At 69.1% G+C, this 22616-nt stretch carries 23 protein-coding genes; 12 read left to right on the top strand and 11 right to left on the bottom strand.

What is annotated here, in order from left to right; genetic code table 11:
* Positions 1-77: 77 nt before the first annotated feature.
* Together argG and ABD736_RS11990 are read right to left on the bottom strand one after the other, a co-directional pair.
* Positions 78-1520, bottom strand: coding sequence for an argininosuccinate synthase (gene argG, locus ABD736_RS11995; protein ID WP_344792006.1), 1443 nt, complete (start codon positions 1518-1520; stop codon positions 78-80).
* Positions 1521-1565: 45 nt separating this feature from the next.
* Positions 1566-1814, bottom strand: a complete 249-nt coding sequence (locus ABD736_RS11990; protein WP_344792005.1) for a hypothetical protein — start codon at positions 1812-1814, stop codon at positions 1566-1568.
* A gap of 167 nt (positions 1815-1981) precedes the next feature.
* Here ABD736_RS11990 and ABD736_RS16385 point away from each other — a divergent pair, with 167 nt between their 5' ends.
* The 4 genes from ABD736_RS16385 to ABD736_RS11970 all read left to right on the top strand — a co-directional run bounded on the left by ABD736_RS16385 (position 1982) and on the right by ABD736_RS11970 (position 4737).
* Entirely contained in the window at positions 1982-2308 is a 327-nt protein-coding gene (locus ABD736_RS16385; RefSeq protein ID WP_425555015.1) for a DUF3072 domain-containing protein, read from the top strand.
* 23 nt (positions 2309-2331) lie between these two features.
* Positions 2332-2547 (top strand): KTSC domain-containing protein, encoded by a 216-nt coding sequence (locus ABD736_RS11980; protein WP_344792004.1) that lies wholly within the window; start codon positions 2332-2334, stop codon positions 2545-2547.
* A 127-nt stretch (positions 2548-2674) separates the two neighbouring features.
* Positions 2675-4408, top strand: a complete 1734-nt coding sequence (locus ABD736_RS11975) for a sodium:solute symporter family protein (protein WP_344792003.1) — start codon at positions 2675-2677, stop codon at positions 4406-4408.
* Between the two features lie 32 nt (positions 4409-4440).
* Positions 4441-4737, top strand: a complete 297-nt coding sequence (locus ABD736_RS11970) for a hypothetical protein (RefSeq protein ID WP_344792002.1) — start codon at positions 4441-4443, stop codon at positions 4735-4737.
* Positions 4738-4806: 69 nt separating this feature from the next.
* On the opposite strand, the gene ABD736_RS11965 is transcribed toward ABD736_RS11970, so the two are convergent.
* The 4 genes from ABD736_RS11965 to ABD736_RS11950 form a co-directional block, all read right to left on the bottom strand.
* Positions 4807-6354 carry an MFS transporter gene (locus ABD736_RS11965; RefSeq protein ID WP_344792001.1) on the bottom strand — a complete coding sequence of 516 codons (1548 nt, stop codon included), beginning with the start codon at positions 6352-6354 and terminating at the stop codon, positions 4807-4809.
* Positions 6355-6583: 229 nt separating this feature from the next.
* Complete coding sequence (locus tag ABD736_RS11960; RefSeq protein WP_344792000.1) at positions 6584-7747, bottom strand: thiolase C-terminal domain-containing protein; 1164 nt, start codon at positions 7745-7747, stop codon at positions 6584-6586.
* Positions 7744-8202 carry a Zn-ribbon domain-containing OB-fold protein gene (locus ABD736_RS11955; RefSeq protein ID WP_344791999.1) on the bottom strand — a complete coding sequence of 153 codons (459 nt, stop codon included), beginning with the start codon at positions 8200-8202 and terminating at the stop codon, positions 7744-7746. Before ABD736_RS11955 ends, ABD736_RS11960 begins: the two co-directional genes overlap by 4 nt.
* Complete coding sequence (locus ABD736_RS11950) at positions 8195-9178, bottom strand: MBL fold metallo-hydrolase (RefSeq protein ID WP_344791998.1); 984 nt, start codon at positions 9176-9178, stop codon at positions 8195-8197. The genes ABD736_RS11955 and ABD736_RS11950 overlap by 8 nt, the downstream gene beginning before the upstream one ends.
* 127 nt (positions 9179-9305) lie before the next feature.
* On the opposite strand from ABD736_RS11950, the gene ABD736_RS11945 reads away from it, so the two are divergent.
* The gene (locus tag ABD736_RS11945) at positions 9306-9941 is read left to right on the top strand and encodes a TetR/AcrR family transcriptional regulator (protein ID WP_344791997.1); all 636 of its coding nucleotides are present in this window, start codon (positions 9306-9308) and stop codon (positions 9939-9941) included.
* 17 nt (positions 9942-9958) lie between these two features.
* Here the strand turns inward: ABD736_RS11945 and ABD736_RS11940 are convergent, their stop codons facing one another.
* Positions 9959-10357, bottom strand: a complete 399-nt coding sequence (locus ABD736_RS11940) for a hypothetical protein (protein WP_344791996.1) — start codon at positions 10355-10357, stop codon at positions 9959-9961.
* Between the two features lie 140 nt (positions 10358-10497).
* On the opposite strand from ABD736_RS11940, the gene fabG reads away from it, so the two are divergent.
* The 7 genes from fabG to ABD736_RS11905 all read left to right on the top strand — a co-directional run bounded on the left by fabG (position 10498) and on the right by ABD736_RS11905 (position 19264).
* Positions 10498-11274: a 3-oxoacyl-ACP reductase FabG gene (gene fabG, locus ABD736_RS11935; RefSeq protein ID WP_344791995.1), complete on the top strand. Its 777-nt coding sequence runs from the start codon at positions 10498-10500 to the stop codon at positions 11272-11274.
* 55 nt (positions 11275-11329) lie between these two features.
* Positions 11330-12502, top strand: a complete 1173-nt coding sequence (locus ABD736_RS11930) for an acyl-CoA dehydrogenase family protein (RefSeq protein WP_344791994.1) — start codon at positions 11330-11332, stop codon at positions 12500-12502.
* A 44-nt stretch (positions 12503-12546) separates the two neighbouring features.
* The gene (locus tag ABD736_RS11925) at positions 12547-14700 is read left to right on the top strand and encodes an acetate--CoA ligase family protein (protein ID WP_344791993.1); all 2154 of its coding nucleotides are present in this window, start codon (positions 12547-12549) and stop codon (positions 14698-14700) included.
* 79 nt (positions 14701-14779) lie between these two features.
* On the top strand, positions 14780-15634 hold the full coding sequence (locus tag ABD736_RS11920; protein ID WP_344791992.1) for a MaoC/PaaZ C-terminal domain-containing protein: 855 nt from the start codon (positions 14780-14782) through the stop codon (positions 15632-15634).
* A gap of 44 nt (positions 15635-15678) precedes the next feature.
* The gene (locus ABD736_RS11915; protein WP_344791991.1) at positions 15679-16470 is read left to right on the top strand and encodes an electron transfer flavoprotein subunit beta/FixA family protein; all 792 of its coding nucleotides are present in this window, start codon (positions 15679-15681) and stop codon (positions 16468-16470) included.
* Positions 16467-17456 carry an electron transfer flavoprotein subunit alpha/FixB family protein gene (locus ABD736_RS11910; RefSeq protein ID WP_344791990.1) on the top strand — a complete coding sequence of 330 codons (990 nt, stop codon included), beginning with the start codon at positions 16467-16469 and terminating at the stop codon, positions 17454-17456. The genes ABD736_RS11915 and ABD736_RS11910 overlap by 4 nt, the downstream gene beginning before the upstream one ends.
* Positions 17457-17461: 5 nt before the next feature.
* Positions 17462-19264 carry a cytochrome b/b6 domain-containing protein gene (locus tag ABD736_RS11905; RefSeq protein ID WP_344791989.1) on the top strand — a complete coding sequence of 601 codons (1803 nt, stop codon included), beginning with the start codon at positions 17462-17464 and terminating at the stop codon, positions 19262-19264.
* Positions 19265-19304: 40 nt separating this feature from the next.
* Here ABD736_RS11905 and ABD736_RS11900 read toward each other — a convergent pair whose 3' ends face one another.
* The 4 genes from ABD736_RS11900 to ABD736_RS11885 all read right to left on the bottom strand — a co-directional run bounded on the left by ABD736_RS11900 (position 19305) and on the right by ABD736_RS11885 (position 22516).
* The gene (locus ABD736_RS11900; RefSeq protein WP_344791988.1) at positions 19305-19589 is read right to left on the bottom strand and encodes a hypothetical protein; all 285 of its coding nucleotides are present in this window, start codon (positions 19587-19589) and stop codon (positions 19305-19307) included.
* Between the two features lie 44 nt (positions 19590-19633).
* A complete protein-coding gene (locus tag ABD736_RS11895) occupies positions 19634-21247 on the bottom strand; it encodes an ABC transporter permease (RefSeq protein WP_344791987.1) in 1614 nt (537 codons plus the stop codon).
* Positions 21231-21716, bottom strand: coding sequence for a MarR family winged helix-turn-helix transcriptional regulator (locus tag ABD736_RS11890; protein ID WP_344791986.1), 486 nt, complete (start codon positions 21714-21716; stop codon positions 21231-21233). Before ABD736_RS11890 ends, ABD736_RS11895 begins: the two co-directional genes overlap by 17 nt.
* Before the next feature lie 242 nt (positions 21717-21958).
* The gene (locus ABD736_RS11885; RefSeq protein ID WP_344791985.1) at positions 21959-22516 is read right to left on the bottom strand and encodes a hypothetical protein; all 558 of its coding nucleotides are present in this window, start codon (positions 22514-22516) and stop codon (positions 21959-21961) included.
* Between the last annotated feature and the right edge of the window lie 100 nt (positions 22517-22616).

Below are 22616 nucleotides of genomic sequence, written 5' to 3'. Positions count from 1 at the left end.
TTTCGACGTTGGAAGTGCGACGGTATTCGCCACCCTGCCCCTCGAAGGGAACGCTGTCTAGGGCGTTGCGCGGTGTCTCAGTCGGTGCCCGTGTCGAACGCGGCGCCTTCGGAGACGGCATCCGTCGCCCGCTCAAGCTGCTGCTCGCTCGCCGACAGCGGCTCTGCGCCACCCAGGATCTCGTCGGCGTGGCCCGACTCGAGCGAGCCGACCAGGTCGGCCGTCGCGCCGCCGATCAGGCCGAGCGTTGCGTACTGCTCGAGGCGAGCCCGAGAGTCGGCGATGTCGAGGTTGCGCATGGTGAGCTGGCCGATGCGGTCGTCGGGGCCGAAAGCGGCGTCGCCGACGCGCTCCATCGACAGCTTCTCGCCCGAGTAGCTGAGCGCGGGGCCCGTGGTGTCGAGGATCGTGTAGTCGTCGCCGCGGCGCAGGCGCAGGGTGACCTCGCCGGTGATGGCCGAGCCGACCCAGCGCTGCAGCGACTCGCGCAGCATGAGCGACTGCGGGTCGAGCCAGCGGCCCTCGTACATGAGGCGGCCGAGTCGGCGCCCTTCGTTGTGATAATTCGCGACGGTGTCTTCGTTGTGGATCGCGTTCAGCAGGCGCTCGTAGACGATGTGCAGCAGCGCCATGCCCGGCGCCTCGTAGATGCCGCGGGACTTCGCCTCGATGATGCGGTTCTCGATCTGGTCGGAGACACCGAGACCGTGGCGGCCGCCGATGGCGTTCGCCTCGAGCACCAGAGCCACGGCATCCTCGAACTCTTTGCCGTTGATCGCGACGGGGCGGCCCGCCTCGAAGCGCACCGACACCTCTTCGGTCGCGATCTCGACGTCGTCGCGCCAGGCGGCGACGCCCATGATCGGCTCGACGATGTCGAGGCCGGCGTCGAGGTCCTCGAGGCGCTTGGCCTCGTGGGTGGCGCCCCAGATGTTGGCGTCGGTCGAATAGGCCTTCTCGGTCGAGTCGCGATACGGGAAGCCGTGGGCGACGAGCCACTGGCTCATCTCGGTGCGGCCGCCGAGCTGGCTGACGAAGTTCGCGTCGAGCCACGGCTTGTAGATGCGCAAGGAAGGGTTGGCCATGAGTCCGTAGCGGTAGAACCGCTCGATGTCGTTGCCCTTGTAGGTCGAGCCGTCGCCCCAGATGTCGACGCCGTCTTCCTTCATGGCGCGCACAAGCAGGGTGCCCGTCACGGCGCGGCCGAGCGGCGTGGTGTTGAAGTAGGTCTTGCCGCCCGAGCGGATGTGGAAGGCGCCGCACTGCAGAGCCACGAGCCCCTCTTCCACGAGCGCCGACTTCGCGTCGACGAGGCGGGCGATCTCGGCGCCGTACTCGCCGGCGCGACCGGGGACGGCGGCGATGTCGGGCTCGTCGTACTGCCCGATGTCGGCGGTGTAGGTGCACGGAATCGCGCCGTTGTCACGCATCCAGGCGACCGCGCAGGAGGTGTCGAGACCCCCCGAGAACGCGATGCCGACGCGCTCGCCGACGGGAAGGGAGCTCAGGACCTTAGACACGCCCTTAACTTTACGGGTGCGCTGAGGACCCCGAAGACGGATGCCTCAGTGCCGCACGCCCTCGAGGATCGCCTCGACCTCGTCGGGCTGTGGCCGCAGCACGTCGAGCGCTGCCTCGAGCGTGGGGGCGGCGATCGCGTCGCCGGGGTGGCCGATGATGCAGACCTCGAAGCCCCCATCGACCTGCGAGACGAACCCCAGCAGCCCGAAGGGGTTCGCGCGATCAGCACCGTGGATGCTGACACGCCACCCGTGGTCATCGATCGGGATGACGTCGAGCTCGACAGTTTCCATGTCAACCGACCCAATGGTTGCGGCGGCCGGGGTCATGATCTCCTCCTTCATCGGCGGATACTTCGGCAGCGCTCGCTGCACGCCTTCGATACTCACCCGGACCGCCGACATCCGCCCCGGGGTTGACTTTGGGTTCGATCAGGAGGCAGGGCGGGTATGTCTTCGGCATGACCGATGACACCAGCCAGCCCCGCGGCGACCAGCACCTCGAGAACGTCAACGGCCGCAGCAACGCGCCGGCGGGCGAGCCGAACAATCCGCAGGGTGCTGACCAGACCCAGGACATGCTCGGCACCCCGGACCCGACAGAAGGCACTCTCGAGAAGGACCCGGAGGAGTGGGTGAGCGGCGACGACCCCGCCACCGAGGCGCAGAAGAGCTACCTCGACACACTCGCGAAAGAAGCCGGCGAGCAGCTGCCGGCGAACCTCACCAAGCGCGAGGCCTCAGAGCACATCGATCGCCTGCGCAAGGGCCTCGGCCGCCTCGGCTGAGTTCGAGCTGCGTCTCCTCGCCCATGGTCGAGCTGCGGCCCATCCAGTCCGACGCGATCACCGCGGCGGGGTACGACGGGACTCGCCGCACGCTCGCGGTGCGCTACGAATCCGGCGCCGTCTACGAGTACTTCGACGTCGATCCAGAGCTCTACGACGAGCTGCTCGGGGCCCAGCCGCACCCGTGGTCGCGGGTTGGCGAGCGCGTGAAATCGCACCGCTTCCGCCAGCTCGAATGAGCACTTACCAGGCGGAGGCTGTCTCCGAAAGCCCCCGCGCACCATTTTGCCGAAGCGCCGATCCTCGACCTAGGGTTGTTTGCCGTTAACTAACCAGTCGAGGTCACCTCCTCGACGAGGAGGATGGATGACGTCTCTCGGAGCCCACGAAGCCACCAGCGTCTTGAGCGGGCCGGTGCTCGCAGATGCGCCCCTTCGACTGCATGCGGGGGTGATCGACTACATCCTCGTCGCGACGTACTTCGTGCTCGTGCTCGGCATCGGATTCATCGCCCGCCGCTCCGTTTCGAGCAGCCTCGACTTCCTGCTCTCCGGCCGCTCGCTGCCGGCCTGGGTCACGGGCCTCGCCTTCATGTCGGCGAACCTCGGCGCCACCGAGCTGCTCGGCCAGAGCGCCAACGGCGCGCAATACGGCATCCAGGCGGTGCACTACTACTGGATCGGCGCGATCCCGGCCATGGTCTTCCTCGGCCTGTTCATGATGCCGTTCTTCTACGGCTCGAAGGTGCGCTCCGTGCCGGAGTTCCTGCGCCGCCGCTACAACCCGGCGACGCAGCGCTTCCAGGCGGTGCTCTTCGCTGTGGCATCCGTTCTTCTCGCGGGCGTCAACCTCTATGCGATGGCGATCGTCGTGAACGCGCTGCTCGGCTGGCCGCTGTGGGTCGCGATCATCGTCGCGGGCGTCGTCGTCCTCATCTACACGCTCATCGGCGGTCTGTCCGCCTCGATCTACAACGAGGTGCTGCAGTTCTTCGTGATCGTCGCCGCGATGGTGCCCATCACGCTGGTCGGCCTGCACAAGGCCGGCGGCTGGTCGGGCGTCAAGGCGAAGCTGCTCGGCTCCCACCAGGGCAGTCTGCTGCACGCCTTCCCGGCGCATGAGCTGACCGGCATCCACAACTCGTTCTGGAGCGTCATCGGCGTCGTGCTCGGCCTCGGCTTCGTGACCTCCTTCGGCTATTGGACCACCAACTTCACCGAGGTGCAGCGCGCCTTCAGCGCGAAGGACATGTCGGCCGCGCGCCGCACGCCGCTGATCGCGGCGTTCCCCAAGACGCTCATCGCGCTCGTCATCATCATTCCCGGCATCATCGCCGCCGTGACGGTGCCCGGCATCGAGAAGCTGAACGCGGGCGGCACCTCGAACGTGCAGTACAACGACGTGGTGCCGCTCCTGATGCAGCAGCTGCTGCCGAACGGATTCCTGGGCGTCGCGCTCGCGGGTCTGCTCGCATCGTTCATGGCGGGCATGGCAGCCAACGTGTCGTCGCTCAACACGGTGTTCACCTACGACCTGTGGCAGGGCTGGCTGCGGCCGGGCAAGCCCGACAAGCACTACCTGAACGTCGGTCGCTGGGTGACCGTCATCGGCACGCTGATCGCCATCGGCACCGCCTTCATCGCGGGCAACTTCGGGAACATCATGGACTACATCCAGACCCTGTTCTCGTTCTTCAACGTGCCGCTGTTCGCCGTCTTCATCCTCGGCCTGCTCTGGAAGCGCGCCACCGGCCACGCCGGCTGGGCGGGCCTCGCGAGCGGCACGGCCGGCGCGATCGTGATCTTCATCCTGAACGAGACCGGCGTCATCCCGATCTCGAGCCAGGGCTCGAGCTACCTGGGCGGCGGCGTTGCCCTCGTTCTCGCGATCGTCGTCGGCGTCATCGTGTCGCTGTTCTCGAAGCCGAAGCCCGACTCGCAGCTCGTCGGTCTCGTGCGCGGCCTCGTCGACCAGGACGCCCTCGCCGACGCGCAGGGCGCGGGCACCGTCGGTGTCGCGTGGTACCGCAACGTGTGGGTGCTCGGCATCGGAGCCCTGGTGCTGGCCGCAGCCTGCTACATCTTCTTCATGTTCGTCTGACCCGGCCGATCTCAGGCAGCTAGGAGCTCGAAATGCCCAACCATGAGAACAAGGTCCTCAACTTCCTGTTCGACCTGCGCATGATCATCGCGATTCTGTTCGCGGTCTACGGCATCGTCTGCGTGATCTGGGGCGCAGGGTTCACTCCCGCCTCCGATCTGGACAAGGCGGGCGGCATCAACATCAACCTCTGGGCCGGCATCGGCATGATCGTGGTCGCGGGGCTCTTCCTGTGGTGGACGCTCGCGAAGCCGATCGAGAAGGCCGATGAGGATGCCGCCGCCCGGCGACTGGAAGAGAGTGAGGCCGAGGCGCAGCGCAACGTGTGAGCTGCGCCCGGCAGGTGGATTCGGCGGAGAGGTGCGGCGTCCCGGTTGTCGAGGCGCCGCACCGACCCGTTACTCCCCCACCTCGACGGCCGGAGCGGCCGCCGGTTCTTCGATCGGCGCGCCGCCGCGGAACTTCTGGTTCTTGTGCAGCACCGTGAAGATCAGCATCAGCACGCCGGCAACCGCGAGTGCCCAGTACACGTTCACGTAGGACGACACGGTCGGGATCGCGGTGGGAACCGTCCCGCCCTTCCCGTCGGGGATCGGCACGGTCACGGCGAACGCGTACAGGATGGCCGTGAACACAGGCGCCGCGAGTCCGCCGATGGTGGCGACGAGGGTCGAGGATGCCGCAGAGAAGTGCGCCCCCTCCGTATCGCCGGCCGCGTGCAGCACGGCCGCGTTGGCCGCGGTGCTGCCGAGGGCGTAGGCGACACCCCAGATGCCCATGCCGACCACGTTCACCCAGACGTGGCTGTGACCGATCGCCATCAGCGCGAAGGCGACGATGGTGCAGAAGCTCGCGATGTAGAAGGTGCGCTTCACGCCGATGCGGGTGATGATGCGGCCGACGGTGAACCCGCCGATCAGGATGAAGAACGCCGTCGGCATCAGGAACAGCGAGGTCTCGAGCACGATGAGGCCCCAGCCGTAGCCGAGCGGCCCGGCCAGAGCGGGCACCTCTGCGAACGGCTTCGGGTCGAACTCGCCGTAGCTCGTGACGGCCAGGTTCGAGATCACCGCGACGGCGCCGAAGAGGCCGCCGAGGATGAACGCGGGAACGGTGAAGCGACGGAAAGTGAGCCGCAGGTCGATCATCGGGTCCTTCACGTTCAGCTCGATCACGACCCAGAGCAGCATCACGACGAGACCTGCCACGAGGATCAGCAGGCCGCGCAGGCCCGCGCTGTCGACGAATCCGATGCCAACGGCGACGAGCGTGAGGCCGACGACCAGGGTGATGGCGCCTGCCAGATCGAGACGCTGACGGCGCGTGGTGCGGAAGTCGGGGACGATCACGAGGCCGACGATGAAGGTCGCGAGGCCGACGGCCGCCATCACCCAGAAGACGGTGTTCACGTGACCGCCGATCTTGAGGATGAACCCGCCGAGCAGGAACGAGAACACGACGCTGATGCCGACGGCTGCGGTGACGACGGCGAGGGCGCGGTTCGTGCTGTGCTCGCTGTCGGCCTTCTCACGCACGAGCGCGAGGGCGATCGGCATGGCGGCGCTGAAGCCGATGATGCCGCGGCCGATGAGCAGCACGGTGAACCCGGGCGCGACGGCGCACGCCGCGTTGCCGATGGTCACCAGCGCGACGCCGACCAGCAGGAAGGTGCGCAGGCTGACGCGCTCCGCGAGCCGGGTGATGACGGGCAGGAATCCCGCGCCCACGAGGCCGAGGATGGCGAGCACGAGGCTCGACTCGGCCGGCGTCAGGTTGTATTCCTTCTGCATCGTGTTCGACAGCGGGATGAGCGCGAGCGCCTGAGCGTCGCCGACGAAGACGATCATCGCGGCGACGATCGCCACGGCGTTGACCGGTTTGATGCGCAGCGCCGCGAGGCGGCGGTCCACGCCGGTGAGTGGTGCGAGTGAAGTAGTGGTTGTCATGTCCTGCCCTGCGTGAGAGGTCGTTGTGAGGGGCACAGCGTTGTGAGGGGCACAGCGTTGTGAGGGGCACAGCGTTGTGAGACGCACAGCGCTGTGAGAGGCACAGCGTGATGAGGGGTCGCTGAAGGCAGGCGTCAGACGTGGGCGCCATTGCCCTTGACGTTCGAAAAGCACGGGTGGGGTCGCGCAGCACTGCGCGACGGTCGCGCAGCAGTGCGCGGTGAGGGAGTCAGCCTCGGCGGTTGGACAGCACCAGGCTCCCTCCTGCGCCGAACATCATGCCGACGCCTTGAACGAAGCTCGTGGTCACATCGGGCACCTGCACGACGGCCTCGCCGCGCAGCTGCCGAACCGCTTCCTGGATCGCGAACATGCCGTACATGCCGCTGTGCGTATAGGAGAGGCCGCCGCCCTGGGTGTTCATGGGAAGGTCGCCGCCTGGGCGCGTGTGGCCTTCCTTGAAGAACGCGGCCGACTCGCCCTTCCCGACGAAGCCCGTGTCTTCGAGCATGTACATCGGCAGGTGCGCGAACGCGTCATAGAACATCACATGGTCGATGTCGGAGCGGTCGATGCCTGCGGTCTCGAACGCCTCCTGCGCGCCACGGCGGAACGGGCCGAAGCTCTCGAGGTCGTCCATCTGCGAGACGATGACGCTCTCGGTGCCCTCGCCGGAGCCGAGCAGATAGACGGCGCGGTCGGCCGAGGGCAGATCGCGGGCGCGCTCGGCACTCATGACGACGAGGGCTCCCCCGGCATCCGTCACCAGGCAGCACATGTCCTTCGTGAACGGATACGCGATCGGCGTGGCGGCCAGAACGCCCTCGACATCGATGGGCGTGCGGCGCTGCGCGCGCTCGTTCGGAATCGCCCACTCGCGCTGCGAGACAACGACCTCGGCGAGGTCCTCGCGGGTGAATCCGCGCGACTTCATGAACGCGAGCACCGGCGTCGTGAACGAGGAATAGGGGGCGAGTGCGCCGTAGGGCGCCTCGAACTGGCCGGCCATCGAGGTCGCGGCGCGGGCGTACCCGGGCACCCCGACACGCGACCGGCCGGACTCGCCGTGCGTGACGAGGACGACGTTCGCGGCGCCGGCGGCGATCGCCGCCGCCGCGTGGCGCACGAGAGCCATGAAGCTGCAGCCGCCGATCATGGTGCCGTCTGCCCAGCGCGGGCGGATGCCGAGCATGTCGGCCACCTCGATGGCGGTCGGCCCCGCCGTCGCGATGCCGTCGATCTCGGACTTGTCGATGCCGGCGTCCTCGATCGCGCGGCGCGCGGCGTTCGTGTGCAGGTGGATCATCGAGACGTCCGGCAGGACGCCGATGCGGTCGGTCTCTGCGGCGCCGACGATCGCGATGTCGCCGCCGTGCATGCTGAGGCCGGTCATGCGCGGGCCTCCTCTTCCGACGCGGCCGCCCCGCCCGATGCGACCGACGCGGCCTCCTCGGGCGAGAACACCGGCAGGAACTGGTCGCCCCGCGGTTCGAAGCCCACCTTCAGCCGCAGCCCGAGCGGAAGGTTCTCGGGCACCGGCTCGACGCCGACCACGGTCGACATCAGCCGCACGCCCTCATCGAGCTCGACGAGCGCGATCACCTGCGGCCTGTCGGTCTTGAACATCGGGAACGGCTTGTAGTTGATGTTGTACGAGGCGAGCGTGCCGCGACCGGACACCACCCGCCACTCGACGTCGTCGCACAGGCAGGTCGGGCAGTACGGACGCGGGTAGAAGTAGAACTTCTCGCACTCGTTGCACCGCTGGATGCGGAGCTCGCCGCGAGCGGTGCCCTCCCAGAACGGCAAGGTCTCTGGCGTCGGCTCGGGCACGGGGCCTTCAGACACGCTCTTCCTTTCTCTCGTCGGAGTCCTCGTCGGACGCCTTGGCTGAGTCGCTTCCGGATTGCGGCCGCTCCGCCTCTGCGTCGACCGATTCCTTGTGCGCCTTCATGCGCTCGGCGATCATGCGGTCGTAGCGCTCCAGCTCGGCGGTGAGCTTCTCGCGCGCGTCACTCGACAGGGCGTCGGGCTGCTCGAGCAGGTAGTTGACGGTCGACACCACGGTCGAAACCGCGAACATGGCCCGCGAGCCCGCGTGCTTCGGATAGAGCAGGGCGGTGAGACCCTCGAGCGACGTGGTGCCGTCTGCGATGAATCCGCGCACCTCATTGATGCGCTGCATGCGCACATCGATGACCCGCATGGCGGACTCGACCACGTTGCGGAACGCCGGCCCGTGGCCGGGCAGTGCGAGCACCTCGCGCTCGCCGACGAAGGCACGCAGCTTCTCGAGCGAGTCGAGCAGCTCGCTCAGCGTTCCCATGACGCCTGACGAGCGCGCGCCGAGCAGGGTGTCGCCGGTGAGCAGCGTGGATGCCTGGGGAAGCCAGAGGCAGACGGAGTCGTCGCTGTGGCCGGGCGTGTGGATCACGTGCGCCTCGAGTTCGCCGATGCGCAGCACCTGGCCGTCGGTCAGGAACTCGTCGGCGAAGCGCGGCGACATGGCGATGATCGGGACGCCGAGGGATGCCGCGACCGTGCGCGCCCCGTCGCTGTGGTCGGGGTGGTCGTGCGTCAGCAGCACGCCGACGACCCGGCGCCCGTCGGCCTGCGCCGCGCTCCGCAGCGCCTCGTGGTGCGCGGCGTCTTCGAAGCCCGGGTCGACGATGACCGCGGCGTCGCCGCCGAACAGCACGTAGGAGTTCGTTCCCTCATAGGTCCACGAGCTCGCGTTCGGAGCCAGCAGGTGCAGCACGCCGGGGGCGACCAGTTGCGGCGTATCGGGCGCAGGCGGCCACCCCGCTGACGCGTCGGCTGTCATCATCGACCTCCTGGTGCCTTCGTTGGCGCAGAACCAAATCGGATTCTAGAATGAAGTTCTAACACGGTCGCCGAACGCCTCGCAAGATGTGTTTGAATCAGCCAAGCGGTCGCGAGAGGAGCCCCAGGTGAGCACCGAGACAGACAGCCCCGCGACTGCGTCAGGAGCGGCCACCCGGCCCGCGCGGCAGTGGGGCAAGACCGAGCGCACCCGCCGGGTCATCCTCGACGCCGCACGAGACGTCTTCATCGCCGAGGGCTACAACGACGCCAACATCGCGCACATCGTCGAGCGCTCGGGCCTCAGCGTCGGCAGCGTCTATCACCACTTCAACGGCAAGGCCGATCTGTTCCTCGCCCTGTGGTCGGAGTTCGAGGCGGTCTACAGCGAGGCGGCGGCGAAGGCCGTTGCGGATGCCCGCCACAGCGGCGTCACCGACCCGGTCGAGCTCTTCCTCGCCGGCTCGCGCGGCTACCTCGAGGTGGCGCGCCACAACTCGAAGCTCACGCTGCTGTTCCGCGGGGGCGACGGGCCGCCCGGCTATGACGCGCTCGGCACCGACGTGGGCGAAGCCTGGGCGAAGAACAACCTGACCCTGCTCGGCCTCGAAGACAACACGACGAACCGGCTGCGCGTGCGCATCCTGATCCGCGTCGTCGTCGAGGGCGAGAGCGCCATCGCGCGCGCCAAGCGCAAGAGCGAGGTCGAGCCGATCATCGCCGAGACGCTCGCCATCATCCGGCGCATCGCGACGGTCGACTGACGCACCGCCGAGTGCGGTCAGCGCGGTCGGCCGGCGAAGTCCTGGATGAGGATCTCGCCGAGCAGGGTGAGCGTCGCGAGCACCGCTCCTGCGGCTGCGATGGGCCACACGAGTCGGCCGCGCACCCAGAACACGATGCCGATCGCGAGCGTCGCCAGGATCGAGGCGCCCACGAGTGCCAGCATGCCGTACCACCCCGCGGCAGCCACGCCGATCTCGCAGGCGGTGGTGTTGTCGCCGCCGGCGCCACAGCCGTCGAAGGCCATCGCTCCCAGTGCGCCGACGAGACCCACCCCGCCACCGGCCACGAGCTGGTAGAGCACTGACGGGATCAGGCTCAACCGGTCCCACACCCGCGCCGCGCCCCGTCGGCGCGCCGGCGCCTCCGGCCGATCCGCCTGCTGAACCCCCGTCACAGCTGCACTCTTCCACACACCCTTTGCGGCGTCACCACGAATCTCTTGACGAGGCATCCGACGACTCCTAACCTTTTGTGAATCGTGTTCTAGAACGCCATTCGGAATTGGCAGCGTTCGGTATTGGGAGTGGAGGAAGCATGGCTCAGCTCGAAGGCAAGCCGCTCGACGGCAAAGTCGCCGTCGTCACCGGCGCAGGTAGGGGCATTGGGGCGCGCACCGCGGTGCGGCTTGCGAACGACGGCGCGGATGTCGCCGTCATCGACATCAACGAAGAGAGCACTCGCGACACCGTCGCGGAGATCGAAGCCCTCGGCCGCCGGGCGATCGGCGTGGCGTGCGACGTGAGCGACGAGGCATCCGTCACCGCTGCAGCCGAACGCGTGCAGAACGAGCTCGGCGCCATCGGCGTGCTCGTCAACAACGCGGGCGTGCTGCGCGACAACCTGCTGTTCAAGATGAGCGCCTCCGACTGGGACACCGTGCTCGGCGTGCACCTGCGCGGCGCCTTCCTGTGGTCGCGCGCGGCCCAGGCGCAGATGGTGCCGAACAAGTGGGGCAAGATCGTGAACCTCTCGAGCACCTCGGCGCTCGGCAACCGCGGCCAGGCCAACTACTCGGCGGCGAAGGCCGGCATGCAGGGCTTCACCAAGTCGCTCGCGATCGAACTCGGCCCGTTCGGCATCAATGTGAACGCCGTGGCCCCCGGGTTCATCGTCACCGACATGACCCGCGCGACCGCCGAGCGCACCCACACCGACTTCGAGGCGATGCAGAAGGCCGCGGCCGAGCACATCCCGGTGCGCCGCGTCGGCCGCCCCGAGGACATCGCGAATGTCGTGTCCTTCCTGGTCAGCGAGGACGCGTCCTACGTCTCGGGCCAGGTCATCTACGTCGCGGGCGGGCCGAAGGCCTAGGCATCCCCCGCCCCTCATCACACACACGTTCAACGACGAACTGGAGATACGAAAAATGATCGACTTCTCGCTTTCCGACGAGCAGCGCATGGTGCGCGACAGCGTTCGCGACTTCATCGAGAAGGAGGTGATGCCGTTCGAGCCGCAGGTGCTGCGCAACGAGCGCGAGGGTCGCCCCGGGCTGTCCCGCGAGGAGCAGAAGGAGCTGCGTGAGAAGGCCAAGGCGGCGGGATTCTGGGGCATCGGCACCCCTGAGGAGTACGGCGGCACCGACCTCGGCGCCGTGATGACCTCGATCGTCGCGATGGAGGGCGGCCGCACCTTCGTGCCGTTCAGCTTCGGCGGCACCGCCGACAACATCCTCTACGCCGGTACCGACGCGCAGAAGCAGGAGTACCTGATCCCTGTGATCAACGGCGAGCGCCGCAGCTGCTTCGCGATCACCGAGCCGAGCGCCGGCTCCGACGCGCGCAACATCCGCACCCGCGCCGTGCGCGACGGCGATGACTGGATCATCAACGGCGAGAAGATCTTCATCACGAACGGCAACGAGGCCGACTTCGTGATGGTCTTCGCGGTCACCGACCCCGAGAAGGGCTCGGAGGGCGGCATCACCTGCTTCCTTGTCGACCGCGAGATGGGCTGGACCTCGCAGCCGATTCCGACCATGGGCGAGTGGGGCCCCGGCGCCCTGCACTTCGACAACGTGCGCGTCCCCGGCGACCACGTGCTCGGCGAGGTGGGCTGGGGCTTCAAGCTCGCCATGCAGTGGATCGGCAACGGCCGCTACCTCATCCCCTCGCGCGCGATCGGCGCCGCAGAGCGCCTGCTCGAGATGGCGATCGAGCACTCGAAGAACCGCGTCTCGATGGGGCATCCGATCGCGGAATACCAGGCGATCCAGTGGCACATCGCCGATTCGCACGTCGAGATCGAGTCGGCCCGCTGGCTGACCCTCTACGCCGCGTGGCTGCTCGAGAACAACAAGGACAACCGCCACGCGGCCTCGATCGCGAAGCTCACCGGCTCGGTCATGGCGAACAAGGTCGTCGACCGCGTGCTGCAGATCCACGGCGGCATGGGCTACACCAAGGAGCTGCCGATCGAGCGCTGGTACCGCGAGCTGCGCCTGCTGCGCATCTTCGAGGGCACCGACGAGATCCAGAAGCGCACCATCGCCCGCAACCTCATCAAGGGCCACGCGAAGGTCAGCGTTCTCGGCGCCTGATCACCACCCCACGAATACGGCCGCGTCTAAATCAAGGAGGATTCATGACGGCCACCGAAACGCTCACCCCGAGCGCCACGGTCGAGCGCGTGCGCCAGCTGTTCAACCCGAAGTCGATCGCGCTGATCGGCGCTACCGACAAGTCCCACTGGTCGCTGTCGATCTACAAGAACCTGATCGACGGCGAGTTCCCCGGCAAGGTCTATCTCGTCAACCCGCGCGGCATCGTCGTGCACGGCCAGCAGTCGTACGCCACGGTGGCCGACCTGCCCGAGGTCGTCGACCTGGCGTTCGTCATGGTGGGCACCGGCGTCGTCATCGAGGTGATGGAGCAGGTGGCGGATGCCGGCATCCGCAGCGCCGTCGTCCTGACCTCCGGCTTCGGCGAGGTCGGCGAAGAGGGCGCCGCCCTCGAGGCCCGCCTGGTGCAGCTCGCCGAGGAGCGCGGCATCACCGTTCTCGGCCCGAACGGGAACGGCTACGTCAACGTCGCGAGCGAGATCACGCCCTACGGCCTGCTGCTGCCCGGGAAGCTCAAGAAGGGCTCGATCGGCGTCGTGCTGCAGAGCGGGGCGCTTGCGAGCGCCGTGATCCAGCTGGCGCAGACGCGCAATGCGGGCCTCAGCCTGCTGGTGTCGATGGGCAACGAGTCGATGGTGTCGATGACCGACGTCATGCGCTATCTCGTCGAGGACGAGGCGACGAAGGTGATCACTCTGTTCATCGAGTCGATCCGGCACCCCGAGGACTTCCTCGAGGTCTCGCGCATGGCGCTCGCAGCCGGCAAGCCGATCGTCGCGCTCAAGGTCGGCCGCAGCGAGGGCGGCGCCCGCGTCGCGAAGGCGCACACGGGCTCGCTCGTCGGCGACGACTCGATCATCGACGCGGTGTTCCGGCAGAACGCCGTCATCCGCGTCGACTCGCTCGAGGACCTGATCGTGACGTCGGAGCTGCTGTCGCACGCCGCCCCGCTGCCCGGCCGGCGCATCGGCTTCGTCACCCCGTCGGGCGGCGCCTGCGAGGTCATCTCGGACCGCGCGGAGGACGAAGGGCTGCTGATCCCCGACTTCTCTGCGGAGACCGAGGCGAAGCTCGCCGAGGTCCTTCCGGACTTCGCGAGCGGCCACAACCCGATCGACGTGACCGGCTACATCCTGATCGACCCGCTGCTGCCCATCAAGGCGCTCGACGCGATTCAGGACGACCCCAACATCGACGAGATCGTCTACGTCGCCGACCTGCCGCACGAGGTGCCGCCGGACTTCGATGCGGCCGTCGCGCGCTACTCGCTGCAGGGCGACGCGATCAAGCACGCGCACAAGCCCGTCATCGTCATGTCGAACACGATCACCGACATCACCCCGAGCGGTCGCGCGGTCGCCGAGGCGACCGACTTCCCGGGCGTCGTCGGCGGCATCCACCACGGCATGACGGCGCTGGGCCGGGCGGCCGAGTGGTCGGAGCGGTATCGCGCGGCGATCGCCGCGGGTGCGGGCGCCACTGGTGGCGCAGGCGCCACCGGCACCCCGATCGCCGTCGATGCGGCCCCAGGCGAGACCTTCGCAGAGCGCAAGGCGGCCGCCCTGCTCGCCGAGAACGGGGTGCCGATGGTGCCCAACGCGCTCGTCGACAGCGCCGAGGCCGCGGCCGAGGCTGCGGAGCGCTTCGGCTACCCCGTGGTGGTGAAGCTCGCCGCCGACGAGATCGAGCACAAGAGCGACATCGGCGGCGTGCGGCTCGGCCTGGCCGACGCCGACGCGGTGCGCCGCGCCTACGACGACGTGGTCGCCGCGGGTCGGGGCGCGGGCGCGGCGAACCCCACGGCGCTCGTGCAGCCGCAGCGCTCGGGCGGTGTCGAGCTCATCGTCGGTGCGGTGCGCGACCCCAAGTGGGGCCTCGTGCTCGCCGTGGGCCTCGGCGGCGTCTGGGTCGAGGTACTCAAGGACTCGACGCTGCACCTGCTGCCCGTCGACCGCGCGCAGATCAAGAAGGGGCTCGAGTCGCTGCGCGGCGCGAAGCTGCTGAACGGCGCCCGCGGCACCGAGGCCGCCGACATCGACGCGATCGTCGACGTGGTCGCCGGCATCGCCGACGTGGCGCTGCGCCTCGGCGACCGCCTCGAGTCGCTCGAGGTGAACCCGCTGCTCGTGCGCGGGTCGGAGATCGAAGCGCTCGACGCACTCATCACCTGGAAGTAGCGCGGGAGACCGCACGCGAAGCAGCGCTGGGGACAGCGCGCGAGGCGACGCGAGAGACGATGCAGAAGGAAGAAGAAGGATGCCGCTCGATCTGAACGCCGTGGGGAAGTCCAGCGCCCCGAAGACGGTGAGCTGGAAGGCCGACGAGGCACTGCTGTACGCGATCGGCGTGGGCGCCGGGCAGGACGACCCGCTCGCCGAACTCGCCTTCACGACCGAGAACAGCGACGGGGTCGAGCAGCGCGTGCTGCCGACCTTCGGGGCGATCCTCACGCAGTTCCGCGGCGCGTCGAAGCTCGATATCGGAACCTTCAATCCCGCCATGCTCGTGCACGCCGAGCAGAGCACCAACCTGGCGGGTGCTCTGCCGGCGAGCGGCGAGCTCGAGGTGAGCTCGACGATCACCGGCATCTACGACAAGGGCAGCGGCGCCCTCGTCGTGAGTGAGACGACGGGGCGAGAGCCCGGCGCCGGTGAGCCCCTCGTGACGACGCGCTCTGCACTCTTCATCCGCGGCGAGGGCGGCTTCGGCATCCCCGGCCCTCGCGATGAGTGGGCGGTGCCCGAACGCGACGCGGACGTCGTGCTCGAAGCATCCACTCGCCCTGACCAGGCCCTGCTCTATCGCCTGAGCGGCGATCACAATCCCCTGCACTCCGACCCGGCCTTCGCGAGCCGCGCCGGATTCCCGCGGCCCATCCTGCACGGAATGTGCACCTACGGCGTCGTGGGGCGCGTGTTGCTCAATGCACTCGCCGACGGCGACCCCGCGCGCTTCGACACGCTCTCCGGTCGCTTCAGCAAGCCGGTGTTCCCGGGTGAGCGTTTGCGGATCAGCGTATGGAACGATGGAGACCGGCATCTGTTCCGCGTCAACGGCGAACGCGGGGACGTCGTTCTCGATAGAGGGAGCTTCGTACTTCGATCGGCGTGACCGCCGGCGGGGGCCATTTCGAAGACGAAAGGCAACAGCAGCACATGAGAATCGCTGTCCTGGTGAAAGAGGTGCCGGACACGTACGGCGCCCGGAAGCTCGACCTCGAGACGGGGCTCGCGAACCGCGACGCCAGCGACCGGGTGCTCGACGAGATCGGCGAGCGCGCGCTCGAGTTCGCGATCTCGTACGCGGAATCCGCCCCTGACACCGAGATCGTCGCCGTGTCGGTGAGCCCGGAGGTCGCCGCGAACTCGCTGCGCAAGGCGCTCGCGATGGGCGCGCACCGGGTCGTGCAGGTGGCGGATGCCGCGCTGGCCGGCGCCGACCTGACGCTGACCGCGACCACGCTCGCAGCCGTGCTTCGGAAGGTCGAGGCAGACCTGATCATCACCGGGAACGTCTCGACCGACGGCTCTGGTGGCGTCATCCCCTCGATGGTCGCCGAGCACCTCGGGCTGCCGAGCGTCACCGCGCTCGACAAGGCGGAGATCGTCGCAGGCGAGGGTGGCGGTGTCGGCGTGATCCGCGGCGAGCGCACGGTCGACGGCGCCAAGCTCGGCGTCGAACTCGCCCTGCCCGCGGTCGTCTCGATCACTGAGCAGATGCCCGACCCGCGCTTCGCGAGCCTCAAGGGCATCATGGCGGCGAAGAAGAAGCCGTTCGACGTCCACTCGCTCGCCGAGCTCGGCGTCGACGCCGACGAGCTCGTGCCCCGGTCGATCATGACCGCCGCGGCCGAGCAGCCGCCGCGCGGCGCGGGCATCAAAATCGAAGACGACGGCACCGCCGCCGCCCAGCTCACCGACTTCCTCGCTCAGAAGGGGCTCCTGTGACCGACTCGACGTTCCCGGGCGACGCCATCCTGATCCTCGCCGAGCTGACCGCGGGCGGCGCGCCCGCCAAGACCGTCGCGCAGCTCGCCTCTGTCGCGGCCGGCGTCGGCACGCCCGTCGCGGTCGTCGTCACGCCCGCGGGCGGGGCGGATGCCTCGGCCAGTGCTCTCGGCGAGCTCGGCATCTCGCAGGTGCTCGTCGCAGAGACCCTCGACGACGCAGCCGTGCCGAGCGCCGCGTATGCCGATGCCCTCACCGCGGCGGCCGCGCTCGTCGCGCCGGAGGCCGTGATCGTCTCGAACACGATCGAGGCCCGCGACGCCGCCGCCCGCTTCGCCGTGCGCACCGGGAACGCCCTCGCGGTCGACGCCGTCGGCGTCTCGCGCGACGACGAGGGCCTCGTCGCCCACCACTCGGTGTTCGGCGGCACCTTCAACGTCGACTCCGCCGTCACCTTCGGCGTGACGGTGATCACGCTGCGCGCCGGTGCGGCCGAGGCATCCCTCGCCTCCGTCACGCCCAGCGTCACCAAGCTCGACGTCGCCGCGCCCGCGCAGACTGCGAAGGTCACGGCGCGCGAGCCGGTCGAGAGCGCGTCCTCGCGGCCGGAGCTGCGCGGCGCCGCCCGCGTCGTCTCGGGCGGCCGCGGGCTCGGCTCCGCAGAGAAGTTCGCGCTCGTCGAAGAGCTCGCCGACGCCCTCGGCGCTGCGGTCGGCGCCTCTCGCGCCGCGGTCGACGCCGGGTACATCCCCTACGCGCACCAGGTGGGGCAGACCGGTGTCTCGGTGTCGCCGCAGCTGTATGTCGCGCTCGGCATCTCGGGCGCCATCCAGCACCTCGCCGGCATGCAGACCGCGAAGACGATCGTCGCCATCAACAAGGACGCCGACGCGCCCATCTTCGACGTCGCCGACTTCGGCGTGGTGGGTGACGTGTTCCAGGTCGTGCCGCAGCTCGTGGACGCGATCAAGGCGAAGCGGGGCTGAGGCCCGTGGCTGACACGACGACGAAGTCGATTCGCCGCGGACTGCCGCGCGTGCGCGGCGGCGAGCCCTGGCCGCCCGCCGCGGAGGTGCAGGTCGCGGCGCGCGCGGCTGCTGTGCCGAGCGCCGGGGCGGATGCTTCGACCGCGGCGCCCGCGCAGCCAGTGGCGCCCGCCGCTTCGGTCGCCACCGTGGTCGCGACGCCTGCTGCTCCGGCAGCTGCGCCGGCGCCCGCGGCCCCTGCTGCGGGCGCACCTGCGGCTCCCGCCGCTCGCACCGCCGCCGTGCCCACCCGGATCCGCCGCGGGCTCCCCCGTGTCGCCGGGGGCGCTCCGTGGCCTCAGGTCGATGACGCGGCTCTCGCGGCCGTCGCCGCGGCAGCGCCGGCTGCACCTGCGCCGACCGCAACCCCTGACGCTGTCACCAGCGAAACCGCGGCAGCACCTGCCGCCGCCCCTGCCGCAGAGGCTTCTGCGGCTGCGCCCGCTGCCGCGGCACCGGCCGCTGCTGCCGTCGCGGTTCCCCGCCACATTCGCCGCGGACTCCCGCGCGTGGCCGGCGGCCCCGCCTGGCCTGACATCGATGACGCCGCCCTCGCGGCTGCGGCAGCTGCCGCTCCGGCGCCAGCGGCTCCGGCGGCCAGTTCTCCCGCACCGGCTGCACCCGCGCCCGCCGCTGCCGCCCCGGCCGCTGCGCAGCCCGCCGCGGCCGCACGCGTCGCCGCCGAGCCCGCGAAGCCCTCGGCCCCCGCACAGCCCGCTGCTGCGGCGCCGGCAGCCACTCCCGCACCGGCAGCCACTCCCGGTCAGGCGCCGACCGCGACCGCAGCCGCGAAGCCGGCACCCGCGGCCACGGCAGCCGCGCCGCAGGCATCCGCTCGCCCTGCTCCTGCGCCCGCGAAAGAGCCGCGCACCTATCGCGGCCTCACGCTCACGCAATGGGTGTGGCGCTCGATCGGCGGCGTCGCGGGCATCGCGGCGTTCGTGCTGCTGATCATCCTGGCTGCGCGCGGGCTGCTCACCTTCCAGTGGGCGGCTGACTTCGTGAAGACGTACCCGGGAAGCTACGAGCTGCCGAAGTCCGCGCCGGTGGGCATGCCGGTGTGGCTCGAGTGGCAGCACTTCCTCAACACGTTCTTCATGCTGCTGGTGATCCGCACGGGCATCCAGATCAGGGGCGAGCGCAAGCCGCCGGCGAGCTGGTCGCCGCGTTGGAATACGAAGCGGCGCATCAGCCTCACCGTGTGGCTGCACCAGTCGCTCGACCTGCTCTGGGTGCTGAACGGCGTCGTGTTCATCGTGGCGCTGTTCGCGACCGGCCAGTGGATGCGCATCGTGCCGACGAGCTGGTCGGTGTTCCCGAACGCGCTGACGGCGGCGATCAAGTACGCCTCGCTGAACTGGCCCACCGAGGACGGCTGGACGAACTACAACAGCCTGCAGCAGCTGAGCTACTTCGGTGTGGTCTTCCTGCTCGCGCCGCTCGCGATCGTCACGGGCGTGCGCATGTCGGGGCTGTGGAAGCGCGAGTGGGAGCGCGCCAGCAAGATCTACCCCGCGCCGCTTGCCCGGGCGGTCCACTTCCCGACGATGATCGTGTTCTGCGCGTTCATCGTGGTGCACGTCGCGCTCGTCTTCGCCACCGGTGCGCTGCGGAACCTGAACCACATGTACGGCCACAGCGACGTCATCAGCTGGACCGGGTTCTGGATCTTCGTGGCCGCCCTCGTGGTGCTGGCCGCCGGGTGGGTCGCCGCCCGGCCGCTCGTGGTCGCGCCGATCGCGTCGCTGTTCGGGAAGGTCGGGCGATAAGGGCAAGGGGGTAAGTCGGACCCTCGTCGGTCGGTCGCGCTTACTGCGTGAACGCGAGGCAGGCGACGAGGCCGCCGATGAAGACGAGAACGGATGCTGCGCCGATGCCGACCAGTCGATGCATCCGCTTGCGCTCGTCGCCGCTCGCGCCCCAGATCTCTGCGCGCAGGTGAACGCGGTGGGCTTCCTCGACGATTTCGGCGGTGCGATCGACGGAGAGGTCGAGGGCGCCGTTGGCCGCCTGGTGCTCGATGCGCAACGCCTCCTCGAGCGTCATCGGTGTGCGGCCGATGCGCTGTCTCTCAGAGGCCGGTGGGCGAGGCATCCGTTCTATTGTCGCGCCGGTGGACGCGTGCGCGACCTGCGAAGTCAGCCGAGCGCGCCGGTCTCGGCGGCGATGGCGTCGCCGTCGGCCTCTTCGACCGAGTAGTCCATGCCGCGCTCCTCGTCGCGCTGCGCCTCCTCGCGGTCCTGCGGGCGGCGCTCGCGGCGGTGGTGCTCACCGGCAGCGGGGGCGGCACCGGGCGCGGGGGTGGCTGGCGCGAGTTCGCCGGTCGCCTGCACGCGAACCGTCAGCTCGACCGGCCCCGAGTCGGAGGCCGCGATCGCCGTCACGACGAACGACTGCGGTGCAGGGGCTGCCACCGTGGCAGGCGTGCCCGGCTGGGCGACGAGCGGAGCGGCGGCGTGGGCGGGGGCGGCTGCTTCGGGTGCAGTCGTCTCCGCCGCGGGCGCCGCGATCTGTGGCGCGGTCTGTGACGCGGTCTGTGGCGCGATCTGTGGCGCAGTGGCGGGCGCAGACTCCTTCTCGGGCTGCTCGGTCGAGGCATCCGTCGCCCCAGTGCTCGGCGCGACGACGGGCGTGACATACCCGGCGTGCGTCATCGACGCGATCTGCGCCGTGATCATCATCGACTTCTTGCCGGCGGCGCGCAGGCGGCGCTGGCGCCAGACGAAGTACGGCTTGCCGACGAGCGCGAGCACGATGCCGATCGCCGCGTAGATTCCGAGCACGAGCCAGCCGTGCCAGGCCTCGGGCCCGACGCCGTAGGCGGTGCGGCGGAACAGGTTGATCGTCGCGGTGCCCGTCACAAAGTCGTGCAGGAAGCGGAAGGGCTGCGGCACGAGAGCAGGCGGGTAGGCGCCGCCCGAGCCGGGCACGTTCGCGAAAACGAAGAGCAGCAGCGCCGCGCCGGTCACGAAACGACCCATGAAGTAGGCGAGGCCGTTGACCACGCATCCGATCGCGAAGCTCGTCGCGGCGCCGATCGCCCAGAGCTGGAAGAAGTGGCCGTCGACGGCGTGGACGACGAAGCGTGCGAGCAGCAGGGCGAGGCCCGGCAGCAGGATGCTCGAGGCGGCGAACACCGAGAAGCGCTGGTAGTGCTTGAGGCCGCCGCCCATCATGCCGACGAACATCGAGATCATGTATCCACTGATCGAGCACACCAGCGTGAGGTAGAAGAGCGAGGTGCCGATGGAGTCGTACGACGGCAGCGGCGCCAGATCCTGGACGTGGACCGTCGTGTGCGAGGCCGCGCCGACCTGCTGGAAGAACTGCTGAGACAGGCTCGCGAGCTGGAAGCTGCCGGCGCTCGCGATCACGAGGTTCGCCTCGCCCTGACCGGGCTGGAAGGCGGCGGCGATCTCACCGCTGCGCACCTCGGCCTTGGCCTCGTCGATCGACTCGATGACGCGCACCTTCACGGCGCCCTTGGACTCGCCCTGCAGCTGCTCGGCGACCGGCTGCATCACGGAGGTCGGGCCGACGACCGCGACCGGCACGTTCTTGAAGGCCGGCGCGTGGAAGGCGAACACGTAGCAGAACACGAACGCGATCACGAAGAAAACCGGAAGCCAGACCTGCATGCCGATCATCTGCAGCCCGGTGGGCAGCTTCGCGTACCAGGCGCGATAGCGGGCGCGGATGCCGACAGGGGCCGGCGCTTCTGTCGCGGTAGCGACTTCAGCCGTTGTGGTCATGTGATTCCTTCGTGAGGTTGGTTGCGAGACGAGCGCTCGATTTGTCGTTGAGTCGCTCGAGAAGCTGGGCGAGGGTGGCGATCTCGTCGACGGTGAAGTCCTCGACGAGATCCTTGACGGTCGTCGCGCCGCTGCGCGTGATCGCCTCGATGCGCGCCGCACCGTCTGCGGACGCGGTGAGCAGGCTCGCGCGGCCGTCCTGCGGATCGCGAACGGATGCCACGAAGCCGGCCTTCTCGAGCGAGGCGATGCGCCGGCTGACCGCGGGGCGAGAGAGCCCGATCTGCTCGGCGAGCCCGCTCGAGCGCACGGGCCCCTGGGTGATGATCATGCGCAGCAGCAGCTGCGCCACGGGGTCGAGGGCGCTGTCGCTCTCGATCAGCAGGGCGGTCGCCGCGGTGTGGCGGTGCCAGATGCGCATGAGCTGCGCCTGCAGCCGGCGTTCGGCATCGTTCCGCGATTGTTTCACGATGCAACTATAAACTAGTTGCGTGCAGAAATCAACTTGTAGGCGGCGGCACAGGTGAAGCGCCTGGACCGGGTTGCCGAGCTCCCGATCCGCTGACGATCATCGCTCCATCGCGCACCGGCTATACCGAGCACTGGCTTCAGAAACACGGCTACAAGCCCAGGCAGATCTGGCGACCGACGCGCACTGGGTAGTAACAAGCGCGCGGCGCTGGGCGGTCCTTTACTGCACGCGTCGCTTGCTCAACTCGGGTCGGGCAGAAGTCGTGCGCCTTGCGATTCACGGCGCTGCAGTTCTAGGACGGGTGGCAGGTGCGGTCCGCTGATGGTGACCACCTCCGGACCGAGATCGGCGAAGGCCGCGAACCCCTCGGGGAACGCGCGCACATGCAGGGCGAATCGGTCGCCCTCGACGATTACCGGACGTAGTTCCCACATCGTCAGATCGCCCGCGTCGGCCGCCGCGGCAGCCACTCGCCGGTCCACGTCTTCCACGGCCGCGCGTGCCGCAGGCCGTTGCTCCTCTGACTCAATTGGCGCCAGCCGTGATGCGAGGAGCTCCCAGGCGGCGCTGGAAGCCAGCGCTACAGGGTCCGTTGCGACCCGCTGCGCGACTCCATTGCCCGAGAGACGCTCCCCCGTCCGGACCATCGTGTGGACCGTCAGGCGATAGTGACCGTCAGGTCCCGGCAATGTCGCGGCGACGCCGACATGCGGATCGGTGCTCGACCAGGCCACGACCTCCAGCGATATGGCATGCGCCGGCACAAAAACCGTCGTCCTACGCGCATCCTCGTTCATACACGCAGTGTCGTCCCGCCGACTAGCAACGGCAAAGATCGCCCCAGCACGCAGGCGGATCGGCGCGGTCCCCGTCATAGTCACCGCAGCTGCTACTGCA

The organism is Gryllotalpicola daejeonensis (assembly GCF_039538145.1).
Classification (GTDB): Bacteria; Actinomycetota; Actinomycetes; order Actinomycetales; family Microbacteriaceae; genus Gryllotalpicola; species Gryllotalpicola daejeonensis.
The sequence above is the reverse complement of the archived record's forward strand: the minus strand, read 5'-3'. Positions and strand labels throughout refer to the sequence as shown.